The following is a 24,874-nucleotide window of genomic DNA, read 5'->3' as shown; positions in this document are numbered from 1 at the left end:
AAGCATCTAGAGAAGAACAAGAGGTTGAGTAACGCCATGATCGACACTCTCCTGTCCAGCATTGGACACGTCTTCACGCTGACGCATCTGCTGTTCATGATGATCGGCATCTTCGTCGGCCTGCTGGTCGGTATCATTCCCGGCCTGGGCGGCATCGCCGGCATGGCCCTGCTGCTGCCCTTCCTCTATGGACTGGACCCGGGCTACGCCCTGGGCATGCTGATGGGCATGGTCGCGGTCATTCCTACCGGCGATACCTTCGCCTCTGTCCTGATGGGCATTCCCGGTTCCAGCGCGTCGCAAGCCACGGTGCTGGATGGCTTCCCGCTGGCCAAGAAGGGCCAGGCAGCCCGCGCGCTGACCAGTGCCTTCCTGTCTTCTCTGTGTGGTGGCGTGATCGGCGCCATCATCCTGACCGGCTTCATCCTCGTCGCACGCCCCCTCGTACTGGCCTTCTCGTCAGCCGAATTGTTCGTGTTGACCTTGCTGGGCCTGACGATGGTGGCGGTGTTGTCCGGCAAGAACCTGTTCAAGGGCACCGCAGCCTGCGGCCTCGGCCTGCTGGTCGGTGCCATCGGCGCCGCACCGGCGACCGGCGAGTACCGCATGAACCTGGATATCGACTATCTGTACGACGGCGTGCCACTGATTGTGCTGGGTCTGGGCATCTTCGCCCTGCCGGAAATCGTCGAGCTGCTGCTGGGACGTGGCAGTATCGCCAAGAACGGGAACACCGACCTGGGCAAGGGCTGGTCTGCCGGCATCAAGGATGTGGTCAAGAACAAGTGGCTGGTCGCGCGCTGTGCCGGTATCGGCAGCCTGATCGGGACCATTCCGGGTCTGGCGGGTTCCGTGGTCGACTGGATCACCTACGGCTTCGCGGTCAAGACCGCCAAGGACCCGAGCCAGTTCGGCAAGGGTGACATCCGCGGCGTCATCGCGCCGGAATCCGCCAACAATGCCTGCGCCTGCGGTGCCATGGTGCCGACACTGCTGTTCGGGGTGCCAGGTTCCGGCACGGCGGCGGTCTTCCTGGGTGGGCTGTTGCTGCTGGGTCTGGAACCCGGTGTGTCGATGATCACCACCAATCTGGACATGACCTACACCATCATCTGGTCACTGGCGCTGGCCAATATCCTGGGCGCGGGCCTGTGTCTGATGCTGGCGCGTCCGGTCGCGCAGCTGACGCGTGTGCCCTTCGCCATTCTGGCCCCTGCCATCACCGTGCTGATCCTGTTCGCTGCCTATCAGGCCAGCCGCTCGCTGGGTGACTGGGCCGCGCTGGGCATGATCGGCATGATCGGTGTGCTGTTCAAGAGTGCTGGCTGGTCGCGTCCGGCCTTCCTGATCGGCTTCGTGCTGGCACCGGGTGCCGAGAACTACTTCTACCAGAGCATGCAGTTCCACGGCGCCGAAGCCTTCCTGCGTCCGGGCGTACTGATCATCCTCGGCCTGATCCTGCTGGCCTTCTTCCTGCCGGTGATCCGCAAGGCGATCATGCGTCGTCGCCAGACCCATGAAGTGGTCGAGACTGCGCCGTCGCCGGAAGAGGATGTGCTGGAATCGCGTGGCTTCGGTGGCGTCGACTTCCTGCTGCTGTTGATGATGGGCGCAGCCGCCCTGTGGGCGCTCTACGACGTCAGGGACCTGATGCCGCTGGGCAAGGCCTTCCCGACGCTGGCCGCCTTCATCACGCTGCTCTCGGTGATCGCCGTGGTCTTCAACGGCTGGCGTCGCGGCATGATTCGCGTCAAGCAACCGGCCTTCAAGGCAGTGGGTGTGGTTCTTGGCTTCTTCGTGCTGATAGGCGTCAGTGCGCTGCTGGGCTTCGTCTCTACCGCCGTGCTGTTCTGCCTGGGCTTCCAGCTCACCATCGCGCGCAAGTCGCCTCTGTTCGCAGGGCTCTTCGCGCTGGGCGTGGCAGTCTTCCTGCTCGGCATGCAGGCGGCGATGAACCTGCACTACCCGACGGGTCTGCTGGATGACGTGGTGCTGCCGATGATTCCCTTCCTGTAAGGCCAGCGGGCATCACCAGCACTCAACTCTCGAGTACGACATACGCAAGCGGGCACCCATTGGGTGCCCGCTTGCGTATTGTGACAACCCCAAGCCCATTGTCAGGTGCTCGCCGCCATCACGGCTCACTCAACGCGATGAAACCTGGCTCGTGCCACCTGTGGCGACACCCCGAAATGACGCCGGTAGGCCGTGGCGAAGTTGCAGGCATGGGCATACCCCACCTGATGCGCCACCTGCTGAATGCTCACCCCGCGCCGCAGAGCCTGCTCGGCACACCGCATGCGACATTCACGCTGATAACTGCCCAGTGACTGCCCGAAGGCCTGGCGAAACTTGTGGCGCAAACCGGAGGGGCTCATGCAGGCCAGCCGCGCCAGTTCCTCCAGCGAGTGTGTGCCATGCGGCACGGCGGCAAGACACTGGCGCACCGCCTCCAGATGTCGACAGGCACCGTGGGGTCCCGATGGGGACGCTAATGGCGATGCAGGGGGTGCAGGAGCTGCGGAGAACGCCGGCACCTCCTGCGCCTCACCAGCGCGGCGCTTGAGTGCCGCCCCCAACAACTGCAGCGCGATCCCCTGCCACTCCAGCATATCACCCTCGCAGGCGGGGGTCGCTGGCGTCTCGCACTCTCCTCGTACGCCCTCACCATCAGGGACCCTGACACGCTCATCCAGTTGCTGATGAAGCCAGCGCCCCGGCGTCCAGCCCAGCGGGCTGGAATGACGCGCGCACGGTAATGCATCCCAGTTCGCCAGCCCCCACCGTACCTGCAGGCTCTGGCTGGACTCGCCCTCCAGATGCAAGCTGATACAGCGCAGGCGGCCTTGAGGGTGATAGCTCTTCAGCGTCGGCGGCGCAGACTGCGTTCTCGCCGGGCGAAATATCCCTCCTTGCCCCGCGGACAAGTCGATCCCCGCGCCGTCCACGCCTGATAGCGTCAATCGCCCTTCCAGCACCAGGCAGAGATAGAGGCCCTCATGAAACTGATGCTGGCCATGATAGGCGCGTGACACCTCTAGATCACACAGCGTCAGATGCGCATCCCGCCAGGGATGCAGGTCATGCATCTGCCCCTCGCAATGCGGATATTTCGCTGCTCGCCAGCCTCGCCGCTCGCTGAGCGATGAAGGGCGCTGTTGAGGTGGGGCCATGACGCGGCGAGTGGCCCGACTGTCGGCTATGTCTCCAAGCGGCTGTGACATGACGCTGCAAATCCCTGCAAGGTGAATCCTGGTGAAGGCCTATCGCCTGCTGCGGGTCGCACTGACGGCTGAAGGGTCGCACGATGCTACTCAGCGGCCACGCCAGGCCGCGGCTTGCGAATACGGCTGGCGACCACAAAATACAATGATTACCGAAAGCAAAACAATCTCATTATCATATAAGTATTGCATCTTGTCTCATGTAAAGCCCTGTTCTCTCTCCCAGTCCTCTCACAGCCCTCTTGCATCCCTCGAGTCAACGGCACTTTGCGACACAGGCTGGCAAGCTTGGCCAGCAGGCTGAAAACTCTGCGAGAATTCACGGGTTTGACAGTGCTGCGCCTTATGTCACTAATGGATGCCTTTCCCCCAAGGAGCACGCCTCATGTTTCTGTTGATCCTGTTCGCTGCCATCGCGATTGGCATCTCATTCATCTGCTCCGTGCTCGAGGCGGCGCTGCTGTCGCTCTCTCCCAGCTATGTGGCAAGCCTGAGAGACCAGCACCCCAAGCGCCACGCCGCTCTGGCCAAGCTCAAGGACAATATCGACAAGCCGCTGGCCGCCATCCTGACGCTCAACACCATCGCGCATACCGTCGGTGCCACGGGGGTGGGCGCGCAGGTATCGGTCGTCTTCGGGGAAGCCTGGGTCGGCGTAGCCTCGGCGGTGATGACGCTGCTGATCCTGGTGGCCTCGGAAATCATCCCCAAGACCATCGGTGCCACCTACTGGCGTCAGCTGTCGCCGATGCTGCCCGGCGTGCTCAATGCCATGGTCATCGCGCTCAAGCCACTGATCTGGCTGTCGGAGTTGATCACCTCGCGCATCGGCAAGGATGCCCATGACATCGATGTGCGTGGCGAGATCAAGGCACTGGCCCAGATGGGGCTCGACAAGAAAGCCCTGGAAAATGATGAACAGCGCGTCATCACCAACATCCTCAATCTGCATGAGATGAAGGTGCGTGACGTTCTGACGCCGCGCCCTGTCTGCCAGACGGTCAGTCCCGAGATGAGCGTGGCCGAGTTCAATGACCAGCTGACGATCTGGCCCTTCAGCCGCTACCCGGTGATGACCGACGATGAGCGAACGCTGGGCATGATCCATCGGGCCGATGCCCATCAGGCAGAGCCCACCACGCCGCTCAAGGATCTGATGCGCCCGATCAGCGAGCTGCACGCCGAAGACAACGTCGAACATGCCTTTGGGCTCATGCAGCGCGAACGACAGCATCTGTGCGTGGTCTACGACAACCTCGGCAACTGGCTGGGTGTCATCACGCTGGAAGACGTGATGGAGACGATTCTGGGCGAGGACATCATCGACGAGACGGACAACGTGGCCAATCTGCGCCGCTTTGCCCGCCAGCGCTGGACCAAGCGTATCGGTGCCAACACCTCAAGCACCCAGCCTTCCGCTGAAACGGCGGCTGGTGAAGGTGCTGTCTCGGGCGATGAAGCTGGCTCTGGTGAAGGTGCTTTACCCGTCTACGAGCAAACCGAGCAAGAGGCGGGCTCAGCCAATAACTCTGCCAAAGGGCCTGCCAAGAGCGCCGATGACAGCAAGGGCTAGGCTCGTCCCTCCACGCTTGTGACCCGCTCGCAGGCAAAAGTCCCGTGAAAGTCGTTGCCAGATACGACTATCGCGGGACTTTTTTTATTGGCGGCTGTTGATACCGCCTGATAACCCATTGATTCCTCTTGCGAACCCCGACTCTCAATCAATCGAATAATTTCTTTCTTCCAATCTCTCGGTAATCAATCCCCGGACTCGGTGCTAACGTTAATCACACACGACGGGCAGCGAACGAACCGAGATAACATAATGATATACAAGAAATTTACGACGTTCCGCACTGAACAGAAAGGCGCCATTCTGTATGTGACCTTCGATTATCCGCCGGTCAATATTCAGGACATTCCCATGCTGGCCGACCTGACCATGCTGTCGCAGAAGCTCGAGCGTGACAGCGACACCAAGGTGGTGGTCTTCCAGTCAGCCCATCCGGAAATCTTTGTCGCCCATGCAGACGTGGACTTCCTCAAGGACATGTCGACTCATGCGGTCCACCAGTGTGAGGTCAAGCTGCTGGACCTGCAGGTGGTCCTCGAGCGCGTAAGCCGCCTGCCCCAGGCGACCATCGCCAAGATTGAGGGTTTTGCCCGCGGCGGTGGTCACGAATTTGCCCTGGCCTGTGACATGCGCTTCGCCGCACGTGGCAAGGCCCGTTTCATGCAGATGGAAGTCGCGATGGGCATTCTGCCCTGCGGGGGTGGTGCCTCACGCATGGCACGTCAGGCAGGCCTTGGCCGAGCGCTGGAAATCATCCTCAGCGCCAAGGACTTCGATGCCGATCAGGCCGCCGAATACGGCACCATCAATCGTGCGCTGGACCCGCAGGAGATCGGCCCCTTCGTCGACTCGCTGGCCGAGCGAATCTCCTTGTGGCCATCAGCCGCCATCAACGCCTGCAAACAGGCCGTCTACGCCTCCATCGACAAGCCCATCGAAGACGCCTTGAAGGAAGAGGCCTATTGGCTCTATCAGGCCACCAGCCAGACCGCCGCCATCAAGCGCTTCCAGAATGCCTATGACAGCGATGTCGAAAACGACATGACCGCCCAGCGCAACTGGGACCAGATCGTGATCGACGTCCAGTCCATCGTTTGAGAATACGTCCTGCAACGTAAGCAAGGATGCCCTTTAAGGGAGTGGCGACACTCCCTCTTTTTGAATTCTCCCACCCCCTTTCTCTTTTTGGATTCTCCCACCCTATTTCGGAGCCACACCATGCATATCGATGACCACTCCCTGTGCAACGACTTCCCTCAGCAACGTGAACTCATTCTGCGCCTGATCAATGGCAATGAAGAGTTTGCCCGCATCGCGGAAGCCTATACCCGTATCGATATCGAGATTCACGCCCTGGAAGTCGATGAATCGCCGATCGGCGATGACTCCATGCACCAGCTCAAGCACCAGCGCAGCCTGCTCAAGGATGGTCTGTACGAGCGAATGATGGCGGCTAAGTAAAGCGACGACTGCGCATTACCTGGAAATAGCGGCCGATTATTATCCATCGGCTTGTGTGACTGACTACCTCTATCATTAGATTGCCTGATCAGCTGGCCTTTGCAGGCTGGCTACTCTTTTTTCGGATATAGAAATGCATACTTCCCCCTTTAACAGGCCTACGGCATACATCCAGATAATCCAGTTTCTGAATCATCGCTCCAAGCTTGCTGGCGCCATGATCAGACGGTTTCAAGTCGGGCATCTTCTTCTTTAGATATCCACCAACTGCTGACAAAGGAGCCCAACCATCAACTTGTTGCAGTTCATTCACCGCATTCAAGATATGCGACCTCAACTGCCTCTGTGCCTTGGTCGGCTTGACGAGGGTTACCGGCTCAGCAGCCGGCTTGCTGACTGACATGGCCGGGACAGGCTTCTCAGCCACCTTGCGCAGTCCTTCGCTGTAGATGAACTTGTCGCAGGCAGACACGAATGGCTGCGGTGTCTTGTCTTCACCGAAGCCATATACCAGCATGCCGCTCTCTCTCAAACGAGCCGCCAGCCGTGTAAAGTCGCTGTCCGAAGAGATGAGGCAGAACCCCTCCACGTTCCCCGAGTACAGCAAGTCCATGGCATCGATGATCAACGCAGAGTCAGTTGCATTCTTGCCCTGGGTATAGCTGAACTGCTGAACCGGATGAATGGCATGACGCAGAAGATGCTCTTTCCATGGCGCAAGGTTCGGCGTCGTCCAGTCTCCGTAAGCCCGCTTGATGGTGCTGACCCCCAGCTTTGAAATCTCTGCCAGCAGCGCTTCGCAGATAGCAGCCTGCGCATTGTCAGCATCAATAAGTACCGCCAATCTATTGCGTCCTATCTGTGACATGTATCGCTCCATGATGTACGTCACTGAAATCCTGTTATCTCTCCTGGAGATAATATGTCATGTAATGACCATGATGATCACCAGATAAGTCATGCCCTTGGCAAACGCCCCTAGCCGGTTTCAAATCCCTCTATCAAGGCATCCATCAGCACCCTCACTCGCCGAGGAAGAATCTGCGTCTCCGGGCGGACGATGTAGATGCTGGTATCTGCGCCGTCCCCACGTATGTCTTCCAGCAGCGGGATCAAGCGTCCAGAAGTCAGGTCATCGGCGATCAGGTAGTGCGGCAGACAGGCAATGCCGCGGCTGCCCAGGCAGGCGGCGTGCAGGGTTTCCAGGGAATTGGAGAGGAAGCCGCAACGCATGTCGGGCAGTGACTTGAGCCCCCAGGCATTGAAGCCGCCGGGGAGATTCAGGATCAGGCTGACATGCTCCGCCAGCTCCGGCACTGAGCGCGGCGTGCCGTGGCTTGCCAGATAGTCCGGTGATGCACAGATGACGCGATGGTTGGTGGCCAACCGTCTGGCGATCAGGCCGAGCTCGGGCTGTGCGGTGCTGCGTATCGCCAGATCCATCCCTTCATGGACCAGGTCGACCACCGCGTCCGACAGCGTCAGGTCCACGATCACCTCGGGATAGCGCTCCATGAAGCGCAACAGCAGGGGCATCACCTGCAGCTTGCCCAAGGCATTGGAACACGAGAGGCGAATGCGGCCCCTGAGCGCGCCGCTGCCTTCGGCGATCTCCTGCTCCACATTGCGCAGGCGCTCCTGCAACTCGCGCGTCTCCAGGGCATAGAGCTGCCCCGCTTCACTCAAGCGCATCTGCCGAGTGGAGCGAATCAACAGCTGGGCACCAAGGCGCTGTTCCAGCTGCGCGATGCGCTTGCTGATCGCGGAGTGGGTAATGCCAAGCTGGCGCGCCGCCCCGGTGAAGGTGCCGGCGTCGACGACGGCGTGAAAGATGTCGAGGTCCGTATGCGTTTTCATATGTTCCATTTGCTCACGGATACTGTGCGCGCACAACGGATTATCTCCGTCCGCAAGGCATGTCACCCTGTCATCAGTTCCTGAAATGACAGATTCAGTGCCACATTGCTCAGCATATTCCTTGCCACATCTTTTTTACTCAACCCGCACCAAGAGAGACATCGCCGCCATGACAGACCAGCCGACAGCCTCCGCCCTGTTTACCCCTCTCACGTTGCCAAGCGGCCGGGTGCTCGCCAACCGAATCGTCAAGGCTGCGATGTCGGATTCTCTCGGCGATGGCACGGGGCATCCCAGTGAGGCACAGCTGCGCCTTTACGAGCGCTGGGCAGAGGGTGGCGTGGCGGCGTCGCTGGTCGGTGAGGTACAGCCTGACCACCACCATGCCGAGAAACCGGGCAATCTGGTGCTCAACGCGCAATCCGATCTCGCGGCCTTCACGCAACTGGCCCAGCGCGGTCAACAGCACGGTGCAGACCTCTGGCTGCAGCTCGGCCACGCCGGTGCGATGGCCTACCCACCGACCAGCACGGCGCACGGCCCCAGTGCACTGGATATTCCCGGGCTACGTTGCGAGGCCATGAGTCTGGCGGCCATCAAGGCACTGCCTGGCGCCATGGCAATGACGGCTCGCCTGGCGCGTGAAGCCGGGTTTGGCGGGGTACAGGTGCATGCGGCACACGGCTTCCTGCTCAGCCAGTTTCTGTCTCCCCTCTTCAACCAGCGCACGGATGACTACGGCGGCAGCCTCGAAAACCGCATGCGCCTGATGCGTGAGGTGATCATTGCCGTGCGTGAGGCCGTTGGCCACGACTACCCGGTACTGGTGAAGCTCAACTCCAGCGACCAACTGCAAGGCGGTTTCGAGGAAGCCGAAGCGCTGCAGGTAATAGCAGCGCTCGATGAGCTGCCCATCGACCTGATCGATATCAGTGGCGGCACCTACTTCCCCGGCGCGAGCTCGGCGTCGGATGCCAGCGCCAGCGGCCCCTACTTCGTCGAATTCGCCAAGCGTGCACGCGAGGTAACGACCCTGCCCCTGATGGCAACCGGCGGCTTCAAGACACTCGCCCAGGCCGAAGACGCCGTGGCACAGGGCGCCGTCGACCTCGTCGGCCTGGCCCGCCCACTGGCGCTGCACCCATCGCTGCCCACACTCTGGCAGGCCGGAGAATGCCCCACGCCAGAATTCCCGCGCTTCAGCGCGCCGCCTGAAGGCGGGGTGACAGCCTGGTATACCCTGCGTCTGACCCAGCTGGGCGAGGATCGTGAGCATGAATCACTGGGCGAACTGGAGACGGTGCTGGCCGACTATGAGGCCCGCGACGCCGCACGCGCCGAGACCTGGAATGCGCACTTCTCGAGCTGAGTCGCTCTCAGTAGGTCAGACGAAAAAATAGAAAAGACGCAAAACGCCGCAGCGCTGACGCTGCGGCGTTCATGTTTCAGTCCCTTGCAGTGATGCATGTCAGGTCGTGGGAAACCGCACCAATGAAGCGTCTTCAGGCAGCGTTGTGCACAATGACTGAAGGCGCTTCACTGCCGCCCTTGTTTCCCTGCGACTTGCCCTGGCGCTGATAGCTGCCCTTGCCCTTGCGCGCCTTTACCACGCGTTGCTTGAACATCGGGGTACGCAGCACCGCCTTGAGCGCGTTGTCCTGCACCTTTCGCTTGTGGGTCATCGTGATGATCTCCTGTCGTCGATGAATCAACATCGCGACTATAGACCTCGCCAAGCACAAATCAATCCTTGGCGAGGGGCTGAGCACTGAAAATACAGCGTCGCCGACTCAACGCCATGGGTCGTGTTTCCAGCGACTCAAACGTGAGTCAATGACGGGGTCATGCTCGGGTCACTCAGCATCATCAGCGCCTGAGGCTGCGCGATGACCCGCTCCGGTGCCATGCTGGCCAGCCGCTCGGGGCTCTGCCATCCCCAGCTGACCGCAGCGGCACGACACCCAGCCTCGTGCGCGGCGCGAATGTCGCTGACGGCGTCGCCCACCATCCAGCTGCGCTCCACCGCCACTTGCGGCGCTGCCAACAGACCCGCCAGCTTGGCCCCCTTGCTACCCGCGATCTCACCGCCCAGCACCTGTGACACGCAATCCGCCAGGCCGGCGGCGGCCAGCGTGGCACGAATCATCTCGCTGTGATTGGCCGACAGCACCATGACGTCGCCCTGTTCGGCGAGTGCCGACAAGGCCTCGCGCATGCCGGTGAAGACCGCCGGCGGCGTCGCCTGGCGGGTATAGGAAAAGACATGTGCGGCAAAGCGCGCGACGGCCTCGCCCGTGAAGCCCTGCACACGCGCCATCTCCTCGAAGGTCACGTTGTCCAGCGACTCCCAGCTATCGCGTTCCAGCACGATCGTCCGCCCTTCCAGGTACGCCGCATGTGCACAGGCCTTGAGGCACAGTGTCAGGCTGTCGGCAATCACACCATCAAAATCAAAGACATATAACGCTTTGTTCATTCTTTTGCTGCCTCAGCTGCCTGCAAGGTATTGCTCAACGGCTCGCGCTCGCGAGTCGGAATCCGCTCATCGCGCTGCAGAGCGATCAATTCATCGAGCGCCTCCAGCGACTGGGCGGCCTCGAGCGTGTCGTGGAAGAAATAGCGGCGACTGTCATCCATGTAGAGGTGCAGGTGATTGACGATCTGCTCCTCGCCTATCATCAGCACGCCATAGGCCGGCGGCTCATGACTGCCGGCGAGACAATCCGCCGCGGAGACCAGATCCAGCCCGACCTGGTGATTGACGCCCGGCAGGGTCGAGAACGAGAGCCCTCGCCAGACACCGCTGGCCGGACGATGCACATGCCCGAACAGCAAGTGCTCGACGTTGCCATGCCGCTGGATCACGTCATGCAGCGCCTGTGAATTCTGCAAGCGGATGTCGTCCATGTAGCGGATGCCGAGGGCCATGGGCGGATGATGCAGCGCCAGCAGAATACGGCGATCGTGATGCGCAGCCAGACAGGCATCCAGCCACGCCAGGCGAGACTCACACAGCAGACCGCCATGCTCCCCCGCGACGGCCGAATCAAGCATCACCAGCACGCAATCATCGGCGTCGGGGCCGAAGGCATGCGCATACTGCACGAAGCCTCCGTCATCACAGGGCAGCTCCGGGAAGGCGGCCTGCAGAGCCTCACGCGCATCGTGATTGCCCATGCCGAGGAAATACGGCATCGACAGTTCTTCCAGTACCTCACGCAGTGCCTGGAAGGCGGCCGGCTCACCGCGATCGGTCAGGTCACCACTGATGATCACGCCCTGAGCATCGCCGTAGTGCAGATTGATATCGGCGACGGCAGCCGCCAGCCGTGCACGTGGGTCCAGCCCGTAAAGTCGCTTGTCAGGGGCGACCAGATGGGTATCGGTCAGATGAATCAGTTTCATGCTATCGCGCGTTCCATGAGTGCCACCTTGAGGGGCCGCCATTATCAAGCTCTCAGGTGACGACTGCGTGACGCACGCCACACTCTCTTCGCGCAAAGCCAATCGGGTGCAATGGCACCTATCAAAAACGCCGCAGCGCTGAGCGCTGCGGCGTTTGATGTGCCGGTCATGATGCCCGGAGGGTCACGGCGTCTTCTTGCTCTCGAAGGACGCTTTCTCGTGGCGCAGGATGTTGGCGCTCAGCGCAATGCAGACGCCAGCGGCGACCAGCAGGCACACTGCCACGGCGCCAGAGTTGCTGAAGAAGAAGGCGTAGTTGCCAGCGTGTACCACAGTATCGACAGTTTCCATTGCAAGACTCCTTGCGAAAGCGGATATCGGTTGGGTCTACCAGTACTGCAATAACGGGGCCAGTCAGCGCTTATCTCGACATCATCTTGACAGACCGGCCCCTTCAGGATGTGCGCCGAGGCTCAGCTACCAGGGCTCAGCTACCAGGGCTCAGCTACCAGGGCTCAGCTACCAGGACTCAGCTGATGTCAGGACGCTTGTCCATCGGCGCCGCGACCACCCCACCGGAACGTGCCGGCACGCTGGAGCTCGTCTCGGAGGACAGGCTTTCCGGGTAGGCCTTGGCCGGGACTTCGAACAGGTCCAGCCCCAGTACTTCGACATGCGGCGGCACGCGCAGCAGGTTGAACTTCTTGAGCAGATAGGCCACGCCCCAGCCCGGAATGAAGCCCGTCAGTGCCATCACCACCGCGCCGGTCAGCTGGCCGGTGAAGGAGACGTCCGGCACGCCTTCGCCGACATTCGGGAAGCCGGCCGCGAAGATGCCCACCAGTACCACGCCGTAGAAGCCGCAGAAGCCATGCACCGCGAAGGCGCCGACGGAGTCATCCAGACCACGCTTCTCGAGCAGTGCGCCGATCTTCGGCATCAGGGCGCCACCGGTGACCGCCAGCACGAAGGCCAGGCCCGGGTTGTAGAGATCCAGCCCCGCCGCGACGGTGATGATGCCGCCCAGCGCACCGGACATGGTCCAGAAGGGATCACGCGAGGACAGATAGGCACCGATCACGCCGCCACCGAAGCCCATCAGGGTATTGAAGGCGAAGGCAGAAAGGTTGGTGCGATTACCGTAGATGGTGGTCCAGCCGATGTCACCGGTGTTGAAGATGATGCAGCCACCGAGGAAGCCGAAGAAACCGACGATGATCAGCATCAGGCCGATCAGGGTCATCGGCATGTTGTGCGGCGCGATCACCTGCGGCTTGCCATCGTCACTGTACTTGCCGATGCGCGCGCCCAGATTGAGCAGCACCCCCAGCGCGAAGAAGCCGGCCACGGCGTGCACCACACCGGCGGCGCCGACATCGTGGTAGCCCAGCTTGTGCAGCATCCAGCCATCCGGATGCCAGCCCCAGGCGCCCGCCATGATCCAGACACCGGCACCGAGAATCACCGCCAGAATCAGGAAGGCCCCCAGGCGGATGCGTTCGATCACCGCCCCCGACAGGATGGAGCCGGTAGTCGCGCCGAACAGCGCAAAGGCGGCGAAGAAGATGCCGGTGCCCATGTCATCGGCGTCCGGACGCATGCTCGCGCTCCACGGCAGAGCGGCGGACGCCTCGATGGGGATCAGCCCATTGGGGAAGGCGTTGTAGTTCCACCAGCCCACGAAGTAGAAGGCGGGGATGATCGAGGCCAGCGTCAGCACGTTCTTCATGCCGGATGCCAACGCATTCTTGGAACGGGAGGCACCGATCTCATAGGCCAGAAAGCCTGCATGGATCAGGAACATGATGGCGGTACACCACCAGTAGAACACCTCGATGTTCATCGCCTGATGCATATCCAATATGCTTTGCAACGTCTTTTCATCCATCGTCTTTTCTCCTTTACCGGAGCCTGTGGATCAGCGCGCTTCACTGTGCAAGCGGCACTGCCCGTCCGGGGGTTGTTGTTGTTTTTCAAGGGGACCTGCTGGATAAAGCAAGCGACATGCCAGATGACCCTGATTGGCCACCCTCAGCAATTCGTTGTTTTTACTGCATCATTCTTGAAACCGAGGACTCCTCTTCAGATATGAAGCCCGCAAAGCCTTCCCTGCGAGGAGGATGGGCGTTATTGAGGCATGCCGGCCACGGCATGCACCGTGAGATGACTTGCAGGGCGCTGCATATACGCAAGTCATTGCGCGCGACACACCTCTCATGCTTCCCCTCCTGGCAGTGAGATCAGCTACGCACCTTGAGGCGCTCCGGGTCATGGAAGGGCAATGTCACCACCTCGGCGGCGAGGCGCTTCTGATGGCCATCCAGCTGGCCGATCTCAAGCTGGGTTCCCGGGCTTGCGAAGTCCGGTGCCAGGCGGCACATCGCGATGGAGCGATCGAGCAGCGGCGACTGGGTGGCACTGGTGACCACGCCCACCGGATAGCGGCCGTGGTAGACGAGATCGCCATGGCTGACCAACTCGCTGCTGTGCATCTTCAGGCCCATCACGCGATGCCGTGATTCCGGCGCCTCGCGTTGCAGCGCTGCCCGCCCGACGAAATCATCCTCCTTGCTCTTCATCGGCACGGTGAAGCCGATGCCCGCCTCATAGGGGGAGGTCTGCGGGCAGAATTCATGACCGGCGAAGATCAGCCCCGCCTCGATTCTCAGCATGTCGAGGGCATCCAGTCCCAGCGGCGCGATGCCATGGGGCTCACCCGCCGCCCAGATCGACTCCCATACGGCCGGGGCGTCCTTGGGATGACACCAGATTTCATAACCGAGCTCGCCGGTATAGCCGGTACGCGACACCATCAGCGGAATGCCATCCGGCCCCGACAGACGACCGATCATGAAGCGGAACCAGCCCAGCCCCTGAACATCTGGCTGGGTACGCGCATTCCAGATCAGCGGTGCCAGCACCTCGCGGCTCTTCGGGCCCTCCAGCGCGATGTTGTACAGCTGATGAGTGGAGTCACGCACCGTGACGCGATAGCCCTGGCGCTGGGCAAGCTCCCTGAGCCACTGGCCGCTGGCCGGGTCACCGCAGATCCAGCGGAAGGTCTGTTCGCCCATGCGGAACAAGGTGCCGTCATCGAGCATGCCGCCGGTTTCCTGACACATGGCCGAGTACACCACCTCGCCGATGGAGAGCCGTCGTACATTGCGGGTCAATGCGTATTGCAGCAGGCGTTCGGCATCGGGACCGGCGACCTCGAACTTGCGCAGCGCCGAGAGATCCATCATCGCGACCCGCTCGCGGCAGGCCAGATATTCGGCCCGCGCGCCCCACCCTTCGTAATGCGTGGCCAGCCAGTAGCCGTGGTAGTCGATGAACTGCTTGGTCAAGGCGGAGGTGCAGGGATGAAAGGCGGTGGGCAGTGTCATGCGCGGCAATTCCTCGGGCCGATTGCGATAGGCGATCCCACGGGGGAAATCATGTTCAGCGGCGTAGATGCGCACCTGGATATCGGTCGGCACCCAGCCATTGGCGGCGTCGATGTCATCCGGACAGGCCGATGAGGCGCAGATGAGGTCACGGTCGGCGCGCAGCAGCACGTAGTCGCCGGGGCGCGACCAGGGCTCATCCACCGCCAGGGTGCCGCAGGGCTCTGCATAGGCATTGAAGAAGAAGTTGATCGCCGGCCAGCTGGCACGCTGTTGAATGCCATGCGACGCCGACAGGGCGTTATTGAAGTTGATCGTGCAGCTATCGTGGCCGAAGTAGCCGTGGTGTTCGTAATACTGCGGCGAACAGGCGAGCATGAAGCTGTCATGGCGCCCCACCGTGTCCTGCACGACCTCAAGCATCGGATGCAGGTGCTGATCGAAGAACACGGAGTAGAGCCCCGGGTTGGGCATGCAGTGGCCGGACAGGCTGCGCGTGGCGCCGGCGTCCAGCCCCAGCTCTTCCTCTTGCGCCCAGGCATTGGCATCGAAGGCCACGAAATCGGAGCACTGGCGGCCCGCCACATCGATGATCTGGATCCACTCGCCCTGCTTGACCTCATAGACCTCGACCGTGCCCGCCGCGACTCGCCGCTCCTGCTTGATCGACGCCAGGGGGGCGGGTAACTGCTCCTGATCGGGCACGCTCTGAAAGTGCGCGACCTCAAGCTCGGTGGCCAGATGCTCACCATCGATCGACATGTCATCACCGGGGGCCAACAGAATCAGGCGCGCGGCAGGCGCTTCCAGCGGCCAGCGAATCTCGGCCGGCAACCCGGCCACTGACAAGCGCTGCCACTGCGACAGTGGCACCTGCGCGACTCCCAGCGCTGCCAGACGCTGCTGGGTGAACGGGCTTCGCACCTGCTCGGCCTTACCCTCTTCTGCCCCTTGTGGCTGGCTGGCAAAGGCATGTTCTTCCAGACAGGTGATGCTGGCGTAGCGCGCGAGTGTCAGTCCATCGACTGCGTTTGCAAGCTCTCCAGCTTCTGCCTCTGCAACTTCTGCCCCTCCAGCTTGTGCCACCCCGTGCTCTCCCTCCCGGCCCCCTGGCGGCAATAACAGCCACTCGCAGGCCTGGGCACCATCGACGGATGACACCTGCACGCTGTCCCCCGGCGACAGCTCAAGCGCCAGCGCATCCAGCCCGGGTATTCGATAACGATACGGCTGGCACGGCGTGGCAGCGGGTATCTCGACTGCAAGCTCCATCGTGGTGATACCTCTTGTGGTCATGGCAAGTGGGTCCGGCGTTGCACGCGTGATGGGGTGAAGCAGCTCCCCGATGTGCCTGGATGGTGCATATCCCCTTCTGCGACGCACCACGTTCTTCATGGTGAATTAAATTTACTCACAGTGGAGATCGCGAAAATCCATCAAGAGAGGTACCCATGAAGGGGTAAGCCGTTCACTGGCATGAAGCTTGCTCATCAAGCTTGCTGACGCGACATCGCAAGCCCGAAGAAAGAACCCCGAAGCAGGAAGTAGAGAGAGGAGCTCGCATGCAAGTCATTCTCGGCGCAGGGAAGGAAGGCAAGGTGCCTGCTGCACGAACGGCGGCCGCCCTGGTTGATGTACGCCGAGCCGACGACCCACTGCACTCCTCCCCCGGCGATGCGAGACGCGAGACGCCCAAGCTCGACGCCATCACCCTGCGCATCGCCACCTGCGCTGACCTCACGGAGACGCTGCCATCATTGCTGGGAGAGCTGCTGCGAGAGCTTTGGGGGGAACTTCAGGGAGAGAGGATGGGCCTCTTCAGCCAGCAGATTGCCGGCACTCAGGCTTGCTCACGTCCTGTCGAGAGCTGCGTGCTGCATCGCGGGGTCGATCAGCAACGCCATGAGGTGATCGCGCCGACTGGCCTCGCCCTGCCCGCAAAGACGCGTCAGACCCTGCTGGAGATCGTCAGCCAGATTGCTCACGACGCGCACGTCAGCCGTCAGCCGCTAGCTGTCTCGGGCAAGCCCCACGGGGTATTGATCGCCCTCACGCACACCACTGACAGCCAGGCGACAGGCGATGACTGGTTGTGGCTTGGAGAGCCGGCCGCCGAAGCCCTCGAATCGAGGCTCGCGAGCGCCGCCATCGATGCCCTGAGCCGTGGCCTGGCACTGCATCAGCAGCAACAGGCGCGTCACGCTGAAGACAGGAAGGCAGCGGTGGATCAGGCACTGAAGAACGAACGTCGACATCTGGCGGCGGAACTGCACGACACCCTCGCCCAGGAATTGAGTTATCTGCAGATGCAGAGCGCACGCCTGACTCGCGCCGCTCGTCATGCGCCACAGGAAGTGCAGGCACTGGCCGAGGACGTGCATACCCAGTCCCGGCGCGCCTTGCGCCAGACCCGGGAGCTGATCAACGGCGCGCACGCCACCTGGGGAGACGCGCCGCTGGCCTGTGTGCTGGACAACTTGGGTATACGGATTTAATGGTTGATGGGGCACCTTCACCCCATCAATCTGATACCACCCTCAGATGGTTGATAGATCGACTCCGTAGTTGAGTTCCTCTGCGAAGTCCGGCAGTCCGTAACCGATGGTTTTCTTGTAGAAAGGAGAGACCTTCGCAGTCGGTGCCTTCTTCTTGTGCTTCGTGGTGTAGAGCATTCGTGCCCGCATCACCTCGAAGGAGTAACCGCGCCCTTCACGGTTCTTGTCCTTGGCCAGTCGGTTGATGGACTCCGTGTAAGCGTTGGTGACGGGCATGTCCGTCTCGAAGTAGGTCATGGTCTCTTCGCGCCAGTTTCCCACTGCCCTGACCAGATCGCTCCAGACTTCCTTTTGGCCCTTCGGGATGGTGGCTATCCACTCGTCCAGGGCGGCTTCTGCCTGGAGCCGTGTGGTGGCGTCCCAGATGCCGTAGAAGCGCTCCTTGTGCTCGTAGGCGGCCAGCAGTTGCGGGAACGCGCCTGTCCAGGTCTCCATGATGAGGCGCTCCCGGTCTGAGACTTCGTGAGCGCGTTTCAGCAGGATTTTCCGGTCTCCCTTGAGAGTCCGGCTCTGGGACGGTTTCAGCTCCTTTCTGAGGCCCTTGCGCACTCTCTCTAGGGCATCGTTGGCCATGCGCACCACATGGAACTTATCGACCACGATACGGGCCTGGGGCAGCACAGCCTTGACCGCTGCCCGGTAGGGGTTCCACATGTCCATGCTGACGATCTCGACCTTCTGCCGGTCTTTCAGCTTCATCAGGTAGTTGGTCACCACGTCCTGGCGGCGGGTGGCCAGCAGGTCGAGCAGGGTTCGCTCCTCAATGTTGGTCAGAATGCAGCGGTAGCGCTTGTTCAGGTATAGCTCGTCAATGCCCAGGATGCGGGGCGTCTCGAAGCGGTGCCAGCGCCCCAGGAACTCGGCGCGGGCGTTGAAGATGTCGCGCACCGTCTTCTCGTCCAGGCCGGTCTGTGCCGCCACAAAGGTGTAGGGGTGGTTGAAGGATTCCTTCTCCACGTACTCATGCAGCCGCAGTGTCATACGGAATCCGTCCACCATCTCCGGTAGCTGGGGCCTGAATGTTGTCTTGCAGGCCCGGCAGGTGTATCGGCGGCGGACCACCCAGAGAGTGACCCGCTTGCCGTGGATGGGCAGATCACGATAGGGAACGTCACGCTTGCCGAACCGTACGAACTCACCCTGCACGCCGCATTCCTCGCAGGCGATGGGATCGGGCACGTCCACCTGGAAGTGCATTTCGTCGTCGGTTGATTTGCAGCCCAGTACTTGGTATTGCGGCAGGTGAAGAATGTTGTCGGGAAGTTCGGTCATGGTGTTGTATAGGCGTAGGTGTCAGTCAGATCCATCCGACTCGGCATTGGTGTTTGCTTTTTTACCCAACAAGCTGCTGGAAACGAAAAGTAAGGCACCGAGGACAATTGCAATATCAGCCAGGTTGAAGGCCGGCCAATGCCAGTCTCGCCAATAGAAATCAAAGGAATCCACAACATAGCCGCGAAAGACCCGGTCAATCAGGTTGCCCATGGCGCCACCGAGGATAAGACTGTAAGCGATGGCTTCTCCTTTATGACGATTTTCAAGGATCAGCTTGATCAGAAAAATCGAGACCACTACCGCGATTCCGATAAAAAAGTAGCGCTGCCAGCCTCCACCATTCGCAAAAAGACTGAATGCGGCACCGGTGTTCCATAGGTGCACCCAGTTAAAGAACGGGGTCACCGAAACATACTCGCCATAGGCCATTGATTGCTGCACCAGCCACTTTACAGCCTGATCAGACGCTGCCAGCAGGCCCGATATGGACAATAGGGCATACGGCGAGAGCTTTTTGCCAATAATGAGCATTATTTAACCCTTCAACGCCAAAATGCGTCTGGCACCGTTAAGTACAATGCCCCCCGCGATGGTGCCGATAATCAGATCCGGATAATTGGAACCGGTCCACGCGACCAGGGCGCCGGCGGTGATGACCCCCAGGTTGATCACCACGTCGTTGGCCGAGAATATCCAGCTTGCCTTCATGTGCGCCCCGCCTTCCCGATGTTTGGATATGAGCAGCAGACAACTGGTATTGGCAATCAATGCGACGAATGCGATAGCCATCATCACCAGCGATTCAGGCTCACTACCGAATACAAAGCGTCTCACCACCTCTACGAGCACGCCCACAGCCAAGATCAGTTGCAGTACACCAGCAAGATGCGCGGCACGTACCTGCATTTTCACGCTATGTCCAACCGCATAAAGGGCAAGCCCGTACACCGCCGCATCGGCAAAATTGTCCAGGGATTCTCCAATCAGGCCGGTGGACCGGGCGATCAGACCGGCAGTCATTTCCACCACGAACAGAAGTGCATTGATGCCGAGCAACCAGCGCAGGGTCCCGGATTCTTGCTTAGCAGAAGCTGCCGAAAACTCGGCGGCCTTGATGGTCTCCGGATTTGCAGCGACGGTTTCCTGAAGCGAGGCGCCTAGCCCCAAGGTCTTCAGTTTCGAGGTGACGGGCTCGACCTCGCCATCATGCACGACCTTCAGCCGGCGGTTCGACAAGTCGAAGGACAGCGCCCGAATCTCCTCAAAGCCGTTCAGGGCTAGGCGAATCATTCGTTCTTCTGATGGACAGTCCATCTTCGGCACGGCATAAACACTGACCCATCTCCCTGGCGCCTCGGAGGAGGCCTGTATATCGGTATCCGCTGCGGACGTTGCATCACCGCCACAGGCGCCACCACAGGATTTGCTCATGATACGACTCCACTTGAACAATGTTGTGGTACCATTTAAAACTATAAAGCTACTATAAGGTCAATAGAGTAAAGAATCCGTTGGGGAGGAGGCTGATGCGCATTGGTCAGTTGGCGCAGTTGGTAGGGGTCGAAACACAGACGATCCGCTTCTATGAACAGCAGGGCTTGTTGCCGCCGCCTGATCGGCAGGACAACGGTTACCGTGTCTATACCGAGAAGCATGGTGAGGGGCTGGCCTTCATCCGTCGCTGCAGAATCCTGGGCCTGTCACTGGCTGAGATTCACGAACTACAGAGCTATCAGGACGACCCTCATCAGCCTTGTACCGCCGTCAACACCTTGCTCGATGATCACATCTCTCATGTGCGGTCGCAGATAACCGCTCTGCAAGCGCTTGAGAAACAACTCGTTTCACTGAGAGCGAGTTGCAACGATGACCGGGAAGTTGAGGCGTGTGGGGTTCTTGCTGGAATTAGCGAAGGAAACATGCACCAGCAGTAGGTGAAGCATCAACCAGATAATCCGATGAGATGCCGGTCTGTCTCACTCTCATGCAAAGGTAAGATCAACCATTTAATCCGCTTACCCGACAACTTGATCGAGGAATTCGAGACACGCTCAGGCATGGTGTTCGAGCTCGACAACCGCATCCAGTCGCTGCACCTCCCCGATGCCCAGGCCCTGCAGGTGATGTTCATCGTGCGCGAAGCGATGACCAACAGCGTGCGCCATGCTCGAGCCCCCCACCTGCGCCTGCAATTGCTCTATCATTCTTCAGGGCCTCATCAATCTTCAGGGCCTCAGCCAGCGGAGCGGGTGTTGCTGACCATCGAGGACAACGGCTGCGGCTTTGACCCCGCCGACGTCGCCCCCGCCCATTTCGGGCTGGGCACCATGCAGGATCGCGCACGCCAGCTCGGGGCCGACTTCGCCATCACCCAACCCCGCCATGGCGGTACCCGCGTGACACTGAGCTGGGAGCGCCACGACACATGACCGTGACTCGCCAGATGCCCTCGACACACCAGACACCCTCGACACCCCCGACACGAGTCGTGCTCGTCGACGACCATCCGCTGTTTCGGCGTGGGCTGGCTGAGCTTTTGAGTGAAGGTGGCCTGTTCGAGGTCGTGGCCGACTTCGATGACGGCACCGATCTGCTCGACGCCCTGCCCACCCTGGCCCCGGAGCTGGTGATCGTCGACTGGCAGATGCCGCAGCTCGATGGCCTGACCCTGATGCGCCATCTCAGCAGCGTGATGCCACTCTCAAGGTAGTGCTGCTGACCGCCTCCGATGACAGCCGCCACCTGTTGGATGCCATCCAGCAAGGGGCGGATGGCTACCTGATGAAGGACACCGACCCCGAACGCATTCTCGAGCGCCTGCAGGCCGTGATCGACGGCAAGCTGGGGCTGGAGGAAGAGACCTTGCTGCTGCTCGCCCGGCGTCTGCAGCAGGACCACCGCCAGCGCGAACAACACTCGCAAGCACAGACACATAAACAGCAGCATAAACAGGAGCAGGAGCAGACTGAGGCGCTGCCAGCTGTGGCGAATCCCCCTGCTGGCCCCACGCTCGACGGGGCCGCCGCTCTCGACCGACCCACGACACCTGACTGGCCCACGGCAGCTGACTGGCCCAAGGCACCTGACTGGCCCACGGCACCTGAATGGTACGAAGGCCTGACCGAGCGTGAACGCGATACCCTCAAATGGATCGGGCGCGGCCTCAGCAACAAGCTGATTGCCCGCGAGCTGGGCATCAGTGACAGCACGGTGAAGGTCTACGTCAAGAATCTGCTGCGCAAGCTGAACCTGCATTCGCGACTGGAGCTGGCCGCCTGGGTCTACGCTCACCCGCTGACGCCCGCGAGCGATGCCAGCCGAGCGCTCGCCGAGGACGCGACAGGCGCCGAACAGGATACGACCCGGGCCGAAAAGGAGAGCCTGCGATGATGCGCTTTCTCGAACAGTTCGCCTCCGCCTCGATTGCCTCGCCCGCCTCGACTGCCTCGCCCTTCAGCGCACAGGCGATTCTCGATGGGCTGAGTGATGCCGTGCTGGTGGTGAATGCCGACAGTACGCTGCTGTATGCCTCGCGCGGCTGGCAGTCCCTGAGCGGACACGAATCGCGCGACCCACGGGAAGACATGCCACCCGCCACTCGAGCGGACGGGCACGGCACGGCAGCGCCTGCGCGATGCCCTGCACCCCGCGGATCAATCGCGCTGGGACATGCTCGCCCGCCACGTTTCGCGCCGCGAACGCCCTGACTGCTGGCGATTGCGCATCATGGGGGCGGACCACCACTATCGCTGGTGTGAAGTGCGCAGCCAGTCGCTCTCGCTGGCCTCGCCCTGGCCCGCCACGCTCACCCTGCATGACATCAGCGAGCGCGTGCAGCAGGAGCAGATCGACGCCGCCAACCTGCGCAGCCTGACACGGCTGATCAAGGGGCTGCCCGCGATGGTCTATCGCGCGCGCAACAACCGCCACTGGTCGATGGAATACATCAGTGACGGCTGCCTGGCCATCACCGGCCTCAGCCCCCAGCAACTGCTCGACCATCCCTCCCTCACCTACGGCGAGATGATCCATCCCGAAGATGCCGACCGCGTGTGGGATCAGGTGCAGGCAGCCCTTGAGGCCCGCACTCCCTTCACCCTTGCCTACCGCATTCGCCATCGCAAAGGCGAGGTCATCCGGGTGCAGGAAAAGGGCCATGGCATCTATTCACCGGATGGCACGCCCTTGGCGGTGGAGGGCATCATCTTCGCCGTCGACACCTCGGATATTCCAGGCGTACCGCCATCGACTGACGCATGAAATGAGACATGAACTGAGACATGAACTGATGTACCCCTTTATGGCTACCCTTTCCGAGCAATGTGCAGCCGGAGCACATCTCGCTAGCCTGTTTCGTTGTCAGTGTTTCACGAAGTCACCACGTCCTGAAGCCTCGGATAACGCATGAAGACACAACAAGAACAGGAAGGTATCCATGACCCAACGTATCGCGATCATCGGTGCAGGACCCAGTGGCCTGGCTCAATTGCGTGCCTTTCAATCCGCCGCCGACAAGGGCATCGAGATTCCCGAGATTGTCTGTTACGAAAAGCAGGATGACTGGGGCGGTCTGTGGAATTACAGCTGGCGTACCGGACTGGATGCCCACGGCGAGCCGGTCCACGGCAGCATGTATCGCTACCTGTGGTCGAATGGCCCCAAGGAATGTCTCGAATTCGCCGACTACTCCTTTGAAGAACATTTCGGGCGCCCTATCGCCTCCTATCCGCCGCGCGCGGTGCTGTTCGACTACATCAAGGGTCGCGTCGAGAAGGCCGGCGTGCGCAAGTACATCCGCTTCGGTTGCCCGGTGCGCCAGGTCACCTTCGATGATGCCAGCCAGCAATTCACGGTCAGCGTGCATGACCAGGCGCTCGATCTGGTGACCAGCGAAAGATTCGATCACGTCATCGTGGCCTCCGGGCATTTCTCGACGCCTAATGTGCCGGAATTCCCCGGTTTCTCGAGCTTCAATGGCCGCATTCTGCATGCCCATGACTTCCGTGATGCACTGGAATTCAAGGGCAAGGACCTGCTGTTGCTCGGCAGCAGCTATTCCGCCGAGGACATCGGCTCGCAGTGCTACAAGTATGGTGCGCGCAGCATCACCACCAGCTATCGCACCGCCCCGATGGGCTTCAAATGGCCGGACAACTGGGAAGAGAAGCCGCTGCTGGTGAAGGTCGATCGCGATACCGCCTATTTCAGTGACGGCAGACACAAGCGCGTCGATGCCATCATCCTGTGCACCGGCTATCTGCACCACTTCCCGTTCCTCGAGGAGTCGCTGCGCCTCAAGACCCAGAACCGCATGTGGCCGCGGGGGCTCTACAAGGGGGTGGCGTGGGAAGAGAATCCGCGCCTGTTCTATCTCGGCATGCAGGACCAGTGGTACACCTTCAACATGTTCGATGCCCAGGCCTGGTGGGTGCGTGATGCGATTCTCGGCACCCTGCCCCTGCCGTCATTGGACGCGATGCGTGCAGACAGTCTGGCGTGGCGGGCCCGCAAGGAAACGCTGGAAAGTGATGAGGACATGATTCTCTTCCAGGGCGATTACGTGAAATCGCTGATCGAGGAGACCGACTACCCGAGCTTCGATATCGATGGCGTGAATCGTACCTTCCTGGAATGGGAGCATCACAAGCACGAGAACATCATGACCTTCCGCGATCACGGCTATCGCTCCTTGATGACCGGCACTCTGGCGCCCAGGTATCACACGCCGTGGCTGGAGGCGATGGATGACTCGCTGGAAGCCTATCTGGCCCAGCCGGCCGAGGCCGCGACACCATCCGATGCGGAATCAGACATTCAGGCGACGACCACGCCGCTGGCCTCCTGACGCTCCTGGTCACCAGGGCTCGTGTTCAAAGGGGCTCTTGTTCAAAGGAGCTCTGGCCAAACAAGGCTGCGCCAACGACTTGCCAGGCAGCAGGTGGAGGGACAACAGGCGGAGGGGCTCCCTCCGCCTTTTCCTGCATCAAAACATCAACAAAAACTCATATAGACTGGTATTGGTTGTTGGATATTGATGAAACGCAGGTCTCTCACAGGTAATGAAACGCCGTATTTCTCGACACTGTCCCGTCCTGAATATAGTTGACACGTTCTGACCTATCTTTAGGGAGAGCGTGA

Annotated in this window: 25 protein-coding genes; 13 read left to right on the top strand and 12 right to left on the bottom strand. The window is 60.9% G+C overall.

The features are described 5' to 3' along the window. Positions 1–36 precede the first annotated feature (36 nt). Positions 37–2,016 carry a tripartite tricarboxylate transporter permease gene (locus tag QD208_RS06230; protein WP_043332191.1) on the top strand — a complete coding sequence of 660 codons (1,980 nt, stop codon included), beginning with the start codon at positions 37–39 and terminating at the stop codon, positions 2,014–2,016. A 125-nt stretch (positions 2,017–2,141) separates the two neighbouring features. Here QD208_RS06230 and QD208_RS06225 read toward each other — a convergent pair whose 3' ends face one another. Further along, complete coding sequence (locus QD208_RS06225; protein ID WP_279836236.1) at positions 2,142–3,089, bottom strand: helix-turn-helix transcriptional regulator; 948 nt, start codon at positions 3,087–3,089, stop codon at positions 2,142–2,144. 520 nt (positions 3,090–3,609) lie between these two features. Here QD208_RS06225 and QD208_RS06220 point away from each other — a divergent pair. From QD208_RS06220 to QD208_RS06210, 3 genes are all read left to right on the top strand, one after another. After that, positions 3,610–4,797, top strand: a complete 1,188-nt coding sequence (locus QD208_RS06220) for a CNNM domain-containing protein (protein WP_064503239.1) — start codon at positions 3,610–3,612, stop codon at positions 4,795–4,797. Between the two features lie 252 nt (positions 4,798–5,049). Beyond that, complete coding sequence (locus QD208_RS06215; protein WP_043332193.1) at positions 5,050–5,895, top strand: enoyl-CoA hydratase/isomerase family protein; 846 nt, start codon at positions 5,050–5,052, stop codon at positions 5,893–5,895. A gap of 120 nt (positions 5,896–6,015) precedes the next feature. Then, positions 6,016–6,258: a YdcH family protein gene (locus tag QD208_RS06210; protein ID WP_043332194.1), complete on the top strand. Its 243-nt coding sequence runs from the start codon at positions 6,016–6,018 to the stop codon at positions 6,256–6,258. 88 nt (positions 6,259–6,346) lie between these two features. Here the strand turns inward: QD208_RS06210 and QD208_RS06205 are convergent, their stop codons facing one another. Continuing rightward, a complete protein-coding gene (locus QD208_RS06205; protein ID WP_043332362.1) occupies positions 6,347–7,126 on the bottom strand; it encodes an NYN domain-containing protein in 780 nt (259 codons plus the stop codon). 110 nt (positions 7,127–7,236) lie between these two features. Continuing rightward, positions 7,237–8,115, bottom strand: a complete 879-nt coding sequence (locus QD208_RS06200) for a LysR family transcriptional regulator (protein WP_215824299.1) — start codon at positions 8,113–8,115, stop codon at positions 7,237–7,239. On the opposite strand from QD208_RS06200, the gene QD208_RS06195 reads away from it, so the two are divergent. Continuing rightward, positions 8,090–9,484, top strand: coding sequence for an oxidoreductase (locus tag QD208_RS06195; protein ID WP_346428202.1), 1,395 nt, complete (start codon positions 8,090–8,092; stop codon positions 9,482–9,484). The two genes, QD208_RS06200 and QD208_RS06195, sit on opposite strands and share 26 nt — an antisense overlap. Positions 9,485–9,617: 133 nt before the next feature. Here the strand turns inward: QD208_RS06195 and arfA are convergent, their stop codons facing one another. From arfA to QD208_RS06165, 6 genes are all read right to left on the bottom strand, one after another. Continuing rightward, a complete protein-coding gene (gene arfA, locus QD208_RS06190) occupies positions 9,618–9,797 on the bottom strand; it encodes an alternative ribosome rescue factor ArfA (protein ID WP_215824297.1) in 180 nt (59 codons plus the stop codon). Between the two features lie 137 nt (positions 9,798–9,934). Next, positions 9,935–10,591: an HAD family hydrolase gene (locus tag QD208_RS06185; protein WP_215824296.1), complete on the bottom strand. Its 657-nt coding sequence runs from the start codon at positions 10,589–10,591 to the stop codon at positions 9,935–9,937. Beyond that, complete coding sequence (locus QD208_RS06180; protein WP_215824295.1) at positions 10,588–11,520, bottom strand: phosphodiesterase; 933 nt, start codon at positions 11,518–11,520, stop codon at positions 10,588–10,590. The genes QD208_RS06185 and QD208_RS06180 overlap by 4 nt, the downstream gene beginning before the upstream one ends. Before the next feature lie 183 nt (positions 11,521–11,703). Continuing rightward, on the bottom strand, positions 11,704–11,871 hold the full coding sequence (locus QD208_RS06175) for a hypothetical protein (protein WP_153635554.1): 168 nt from the start codon (positions 11,869–11,871) through the stop codon (positions 11,704–11,706). 178 nt (positions 11,872–12,049) lie between these two features. Further along, a complete protein-coding gene (locus tag QD208_RS06170) occupies positions 12,050–13,408 on the bottom strand; it encodes an ammonium transporter (protein WP_279836232.1) in 1,359 nt (452 codons plus the stop codon). Between the two features lie 352 nt (positions 13,409–13,760). Beyond that, positions 13,761–16,202, bottom strand: a complete 2,442-nt coding sequence (locus QD208_RS06165; protein WP_279836229.1) for an aminomethyltransferase family protein — start codon at positions 16,200–16,202, stop codon at positions 13,761–13,763. A 266-nt stretch (positions 16,203–16,468) separates the two neighbouring features. On the opposite strand from QD208_RS06165, the gene QD208_RS06160 reads away from it, so the two are divergent. Next, a complete protein-coding gene (locus QD208_RS06160) occupies positions 16,469–17,401 on the top strand; it encodes a histidine kinase (RefSeq protein ID WP_052384365.1) in 933 nt (310 codons plus the stop codon). A 42-nt stretch (positions 17,402–17,443) separates the two neighbouring features. Here the strand turns inward: QD208_RS06160 and QD208_RS06155 are convergent, their stop codons facing one another. From QD208_RS06155 to QD208_RS06145, 3 genes are read right to left on the bottom strand one after another with little or no spacing between them, the layout of a single operon-like run. Next, the gene (locus QD208_RS06155; protein ID WP_004574636.1) at positions 17,444–18,733 is read right to left on the bottom strand and encodes an ISL3-like element ISPpu12 family transposase; all 1,290 of its coding nucleotides are present in this window, start codon (positions 18,731–18,733) and stop codon (positions 17,444–17,446) included. A gap of 21 nt (positions 18,734–18,754) precedes the next feature. After that, positions 18,755–19,267 carry a signal peptidase II gene (gene lspA / locus QD208_RS06150; protein ID WP_003821921.1) on the bottom strand — a complete coding sequence of 171 codons (513 nt, stop codon included), beginning with the start codon at positions 19,265–19,267 and terminating at the stop codon, positions 18,755–18,757. 3 nt (positions 19,268–19,270) lie between these two features. Further along, positions 19,271–20,167 (bottom strand): cation transporter, encoded by an 897-nt coding sequence (locus QD208_RS06145; RefSeq protein ID WP_004364974.1) that lies wholly within the window; start codon positions 20,165–20,167, stop codon positions 19,271–19,273. Positions 20,168–20,262: 95 nt separating this feature from the next. Between QD208_RS06145 and cadR the strand changes: the two genes are divergently transcribed. The 7 genes from cadR to QD208_RS06110 all read left to right on the top strand — a co-directional run bounded on the left by cadR (position 20,263) and on the right by QD208_RS06110 (position 24,581). Beyond that, the gene (gene cadR, locus QD208_RS06140) at positions 20,263–20,670 is read left to right on the top strand and encodes a Cd(II)/Pb(II)-responsive transcriptional regulator (RefSeq protein WP_007148576.1); all 408 of its coding nucleotides are present in this window, start codon (positions 20,263–20,265) and stop codon (positions 20,668–20,670) included. A gap of 93 nt (positions 20,671–20,763) precedes the next feature. Next, positions 20,764–21,165: an ATP-binding protein gene (locus QD208_RS06135; protein ID WP_279836227.1), complete on the top strand. Its 402-nt coding sequence runs from the start codon at positions 20,764–20,766 to the stop codon at positions 21,163–21,165. Then, complete coding sequence (locus tag QD208_RS06130) at positions 21,162–21,446, top strand: response regulator transcription factor (RefSeq protein WP_279836225.1); 285 nt, start codon at positions 21,162–21,164, stop codon at positions 21,444–21,446. The genes QD208_RS06135 and QD208_RS06130 overlap by 4 nt, the downstream gene beginning before the upstream one ends. Next, positions 21,446–22,126 carry a LuxR C-terminal-related transcriptional regulator gene (locus tag QD208_RS17665; protein ID WP_347881992.1) on the top strand — a complete coding sequence of 227 codons (681 nt, stop codon included), beginning with the start codon at positions 21,446–21,448 and terminating at the stop codon, positions 22,124–22,126. Before QD208_RS06130 ends, QD208_RS17665 begins: the two co-directional genes overlap by 1 nt. Then, on the top strand, positions 22,123–22,443 hold the full coding sequence (locus tag QD208_RS06120; RefSeq protein WP_279836223.1) for a hypothetical protein: 321 nt from the start codon (positions 22,123–22,125) through the stop codon (positions 22,441–22,443). The genes QD208_RS17665 and QD208_RS06120 overlap by 4 nt, the downstream gene beginning before the upstream one ends. Beyond that, positions 22,406–22,996 carry a PAS domain-containing protein gene (locus QD208_RS06115; RefSeq protein ID WP_279836220.1) on the top strand — a complete coding sequence of 197 codons (591 nt, stop codon included), beginning with the start codon at positions 22,406–22,408 and terminating at the stop codon, positions 22,994–22,996. Before QD208_RS06120 ends, QD208_RS06115 begins: the two co-directional genes overlap by 38 nt. A 175-nt stretch (positions 22,997–23,171) precedes the next feature. Then, the gene (locus QD208_RS06110) at positions 23,172–24,581 is read left to right on the top strand and encodes an NAD(P)/FAD-dependent oxidoreductase (RefSeq protein ID WP_279836218.1); all 1,410 of its coding nucleotides are present in this window, start codon (positions 23,172–23,174) and stop codon (positions 24,579–24,581) included. Positions 24,582–24,874 lie beyond the last annotated feature (293 nt).

The sequence above is a fragment of the Cobetia sp. 29-18-1 genome (assembly GCF_029846405.1).
GTDB lineage: Bacteria > Pseudomonadota > Gammaproteobacteria > Pseudomonadales > Halomonadaceae > Cobetia > Cobetia amphilecti.
This window is presented reverse-complemented; position numbering and strand designations above follow the sequence as displayed.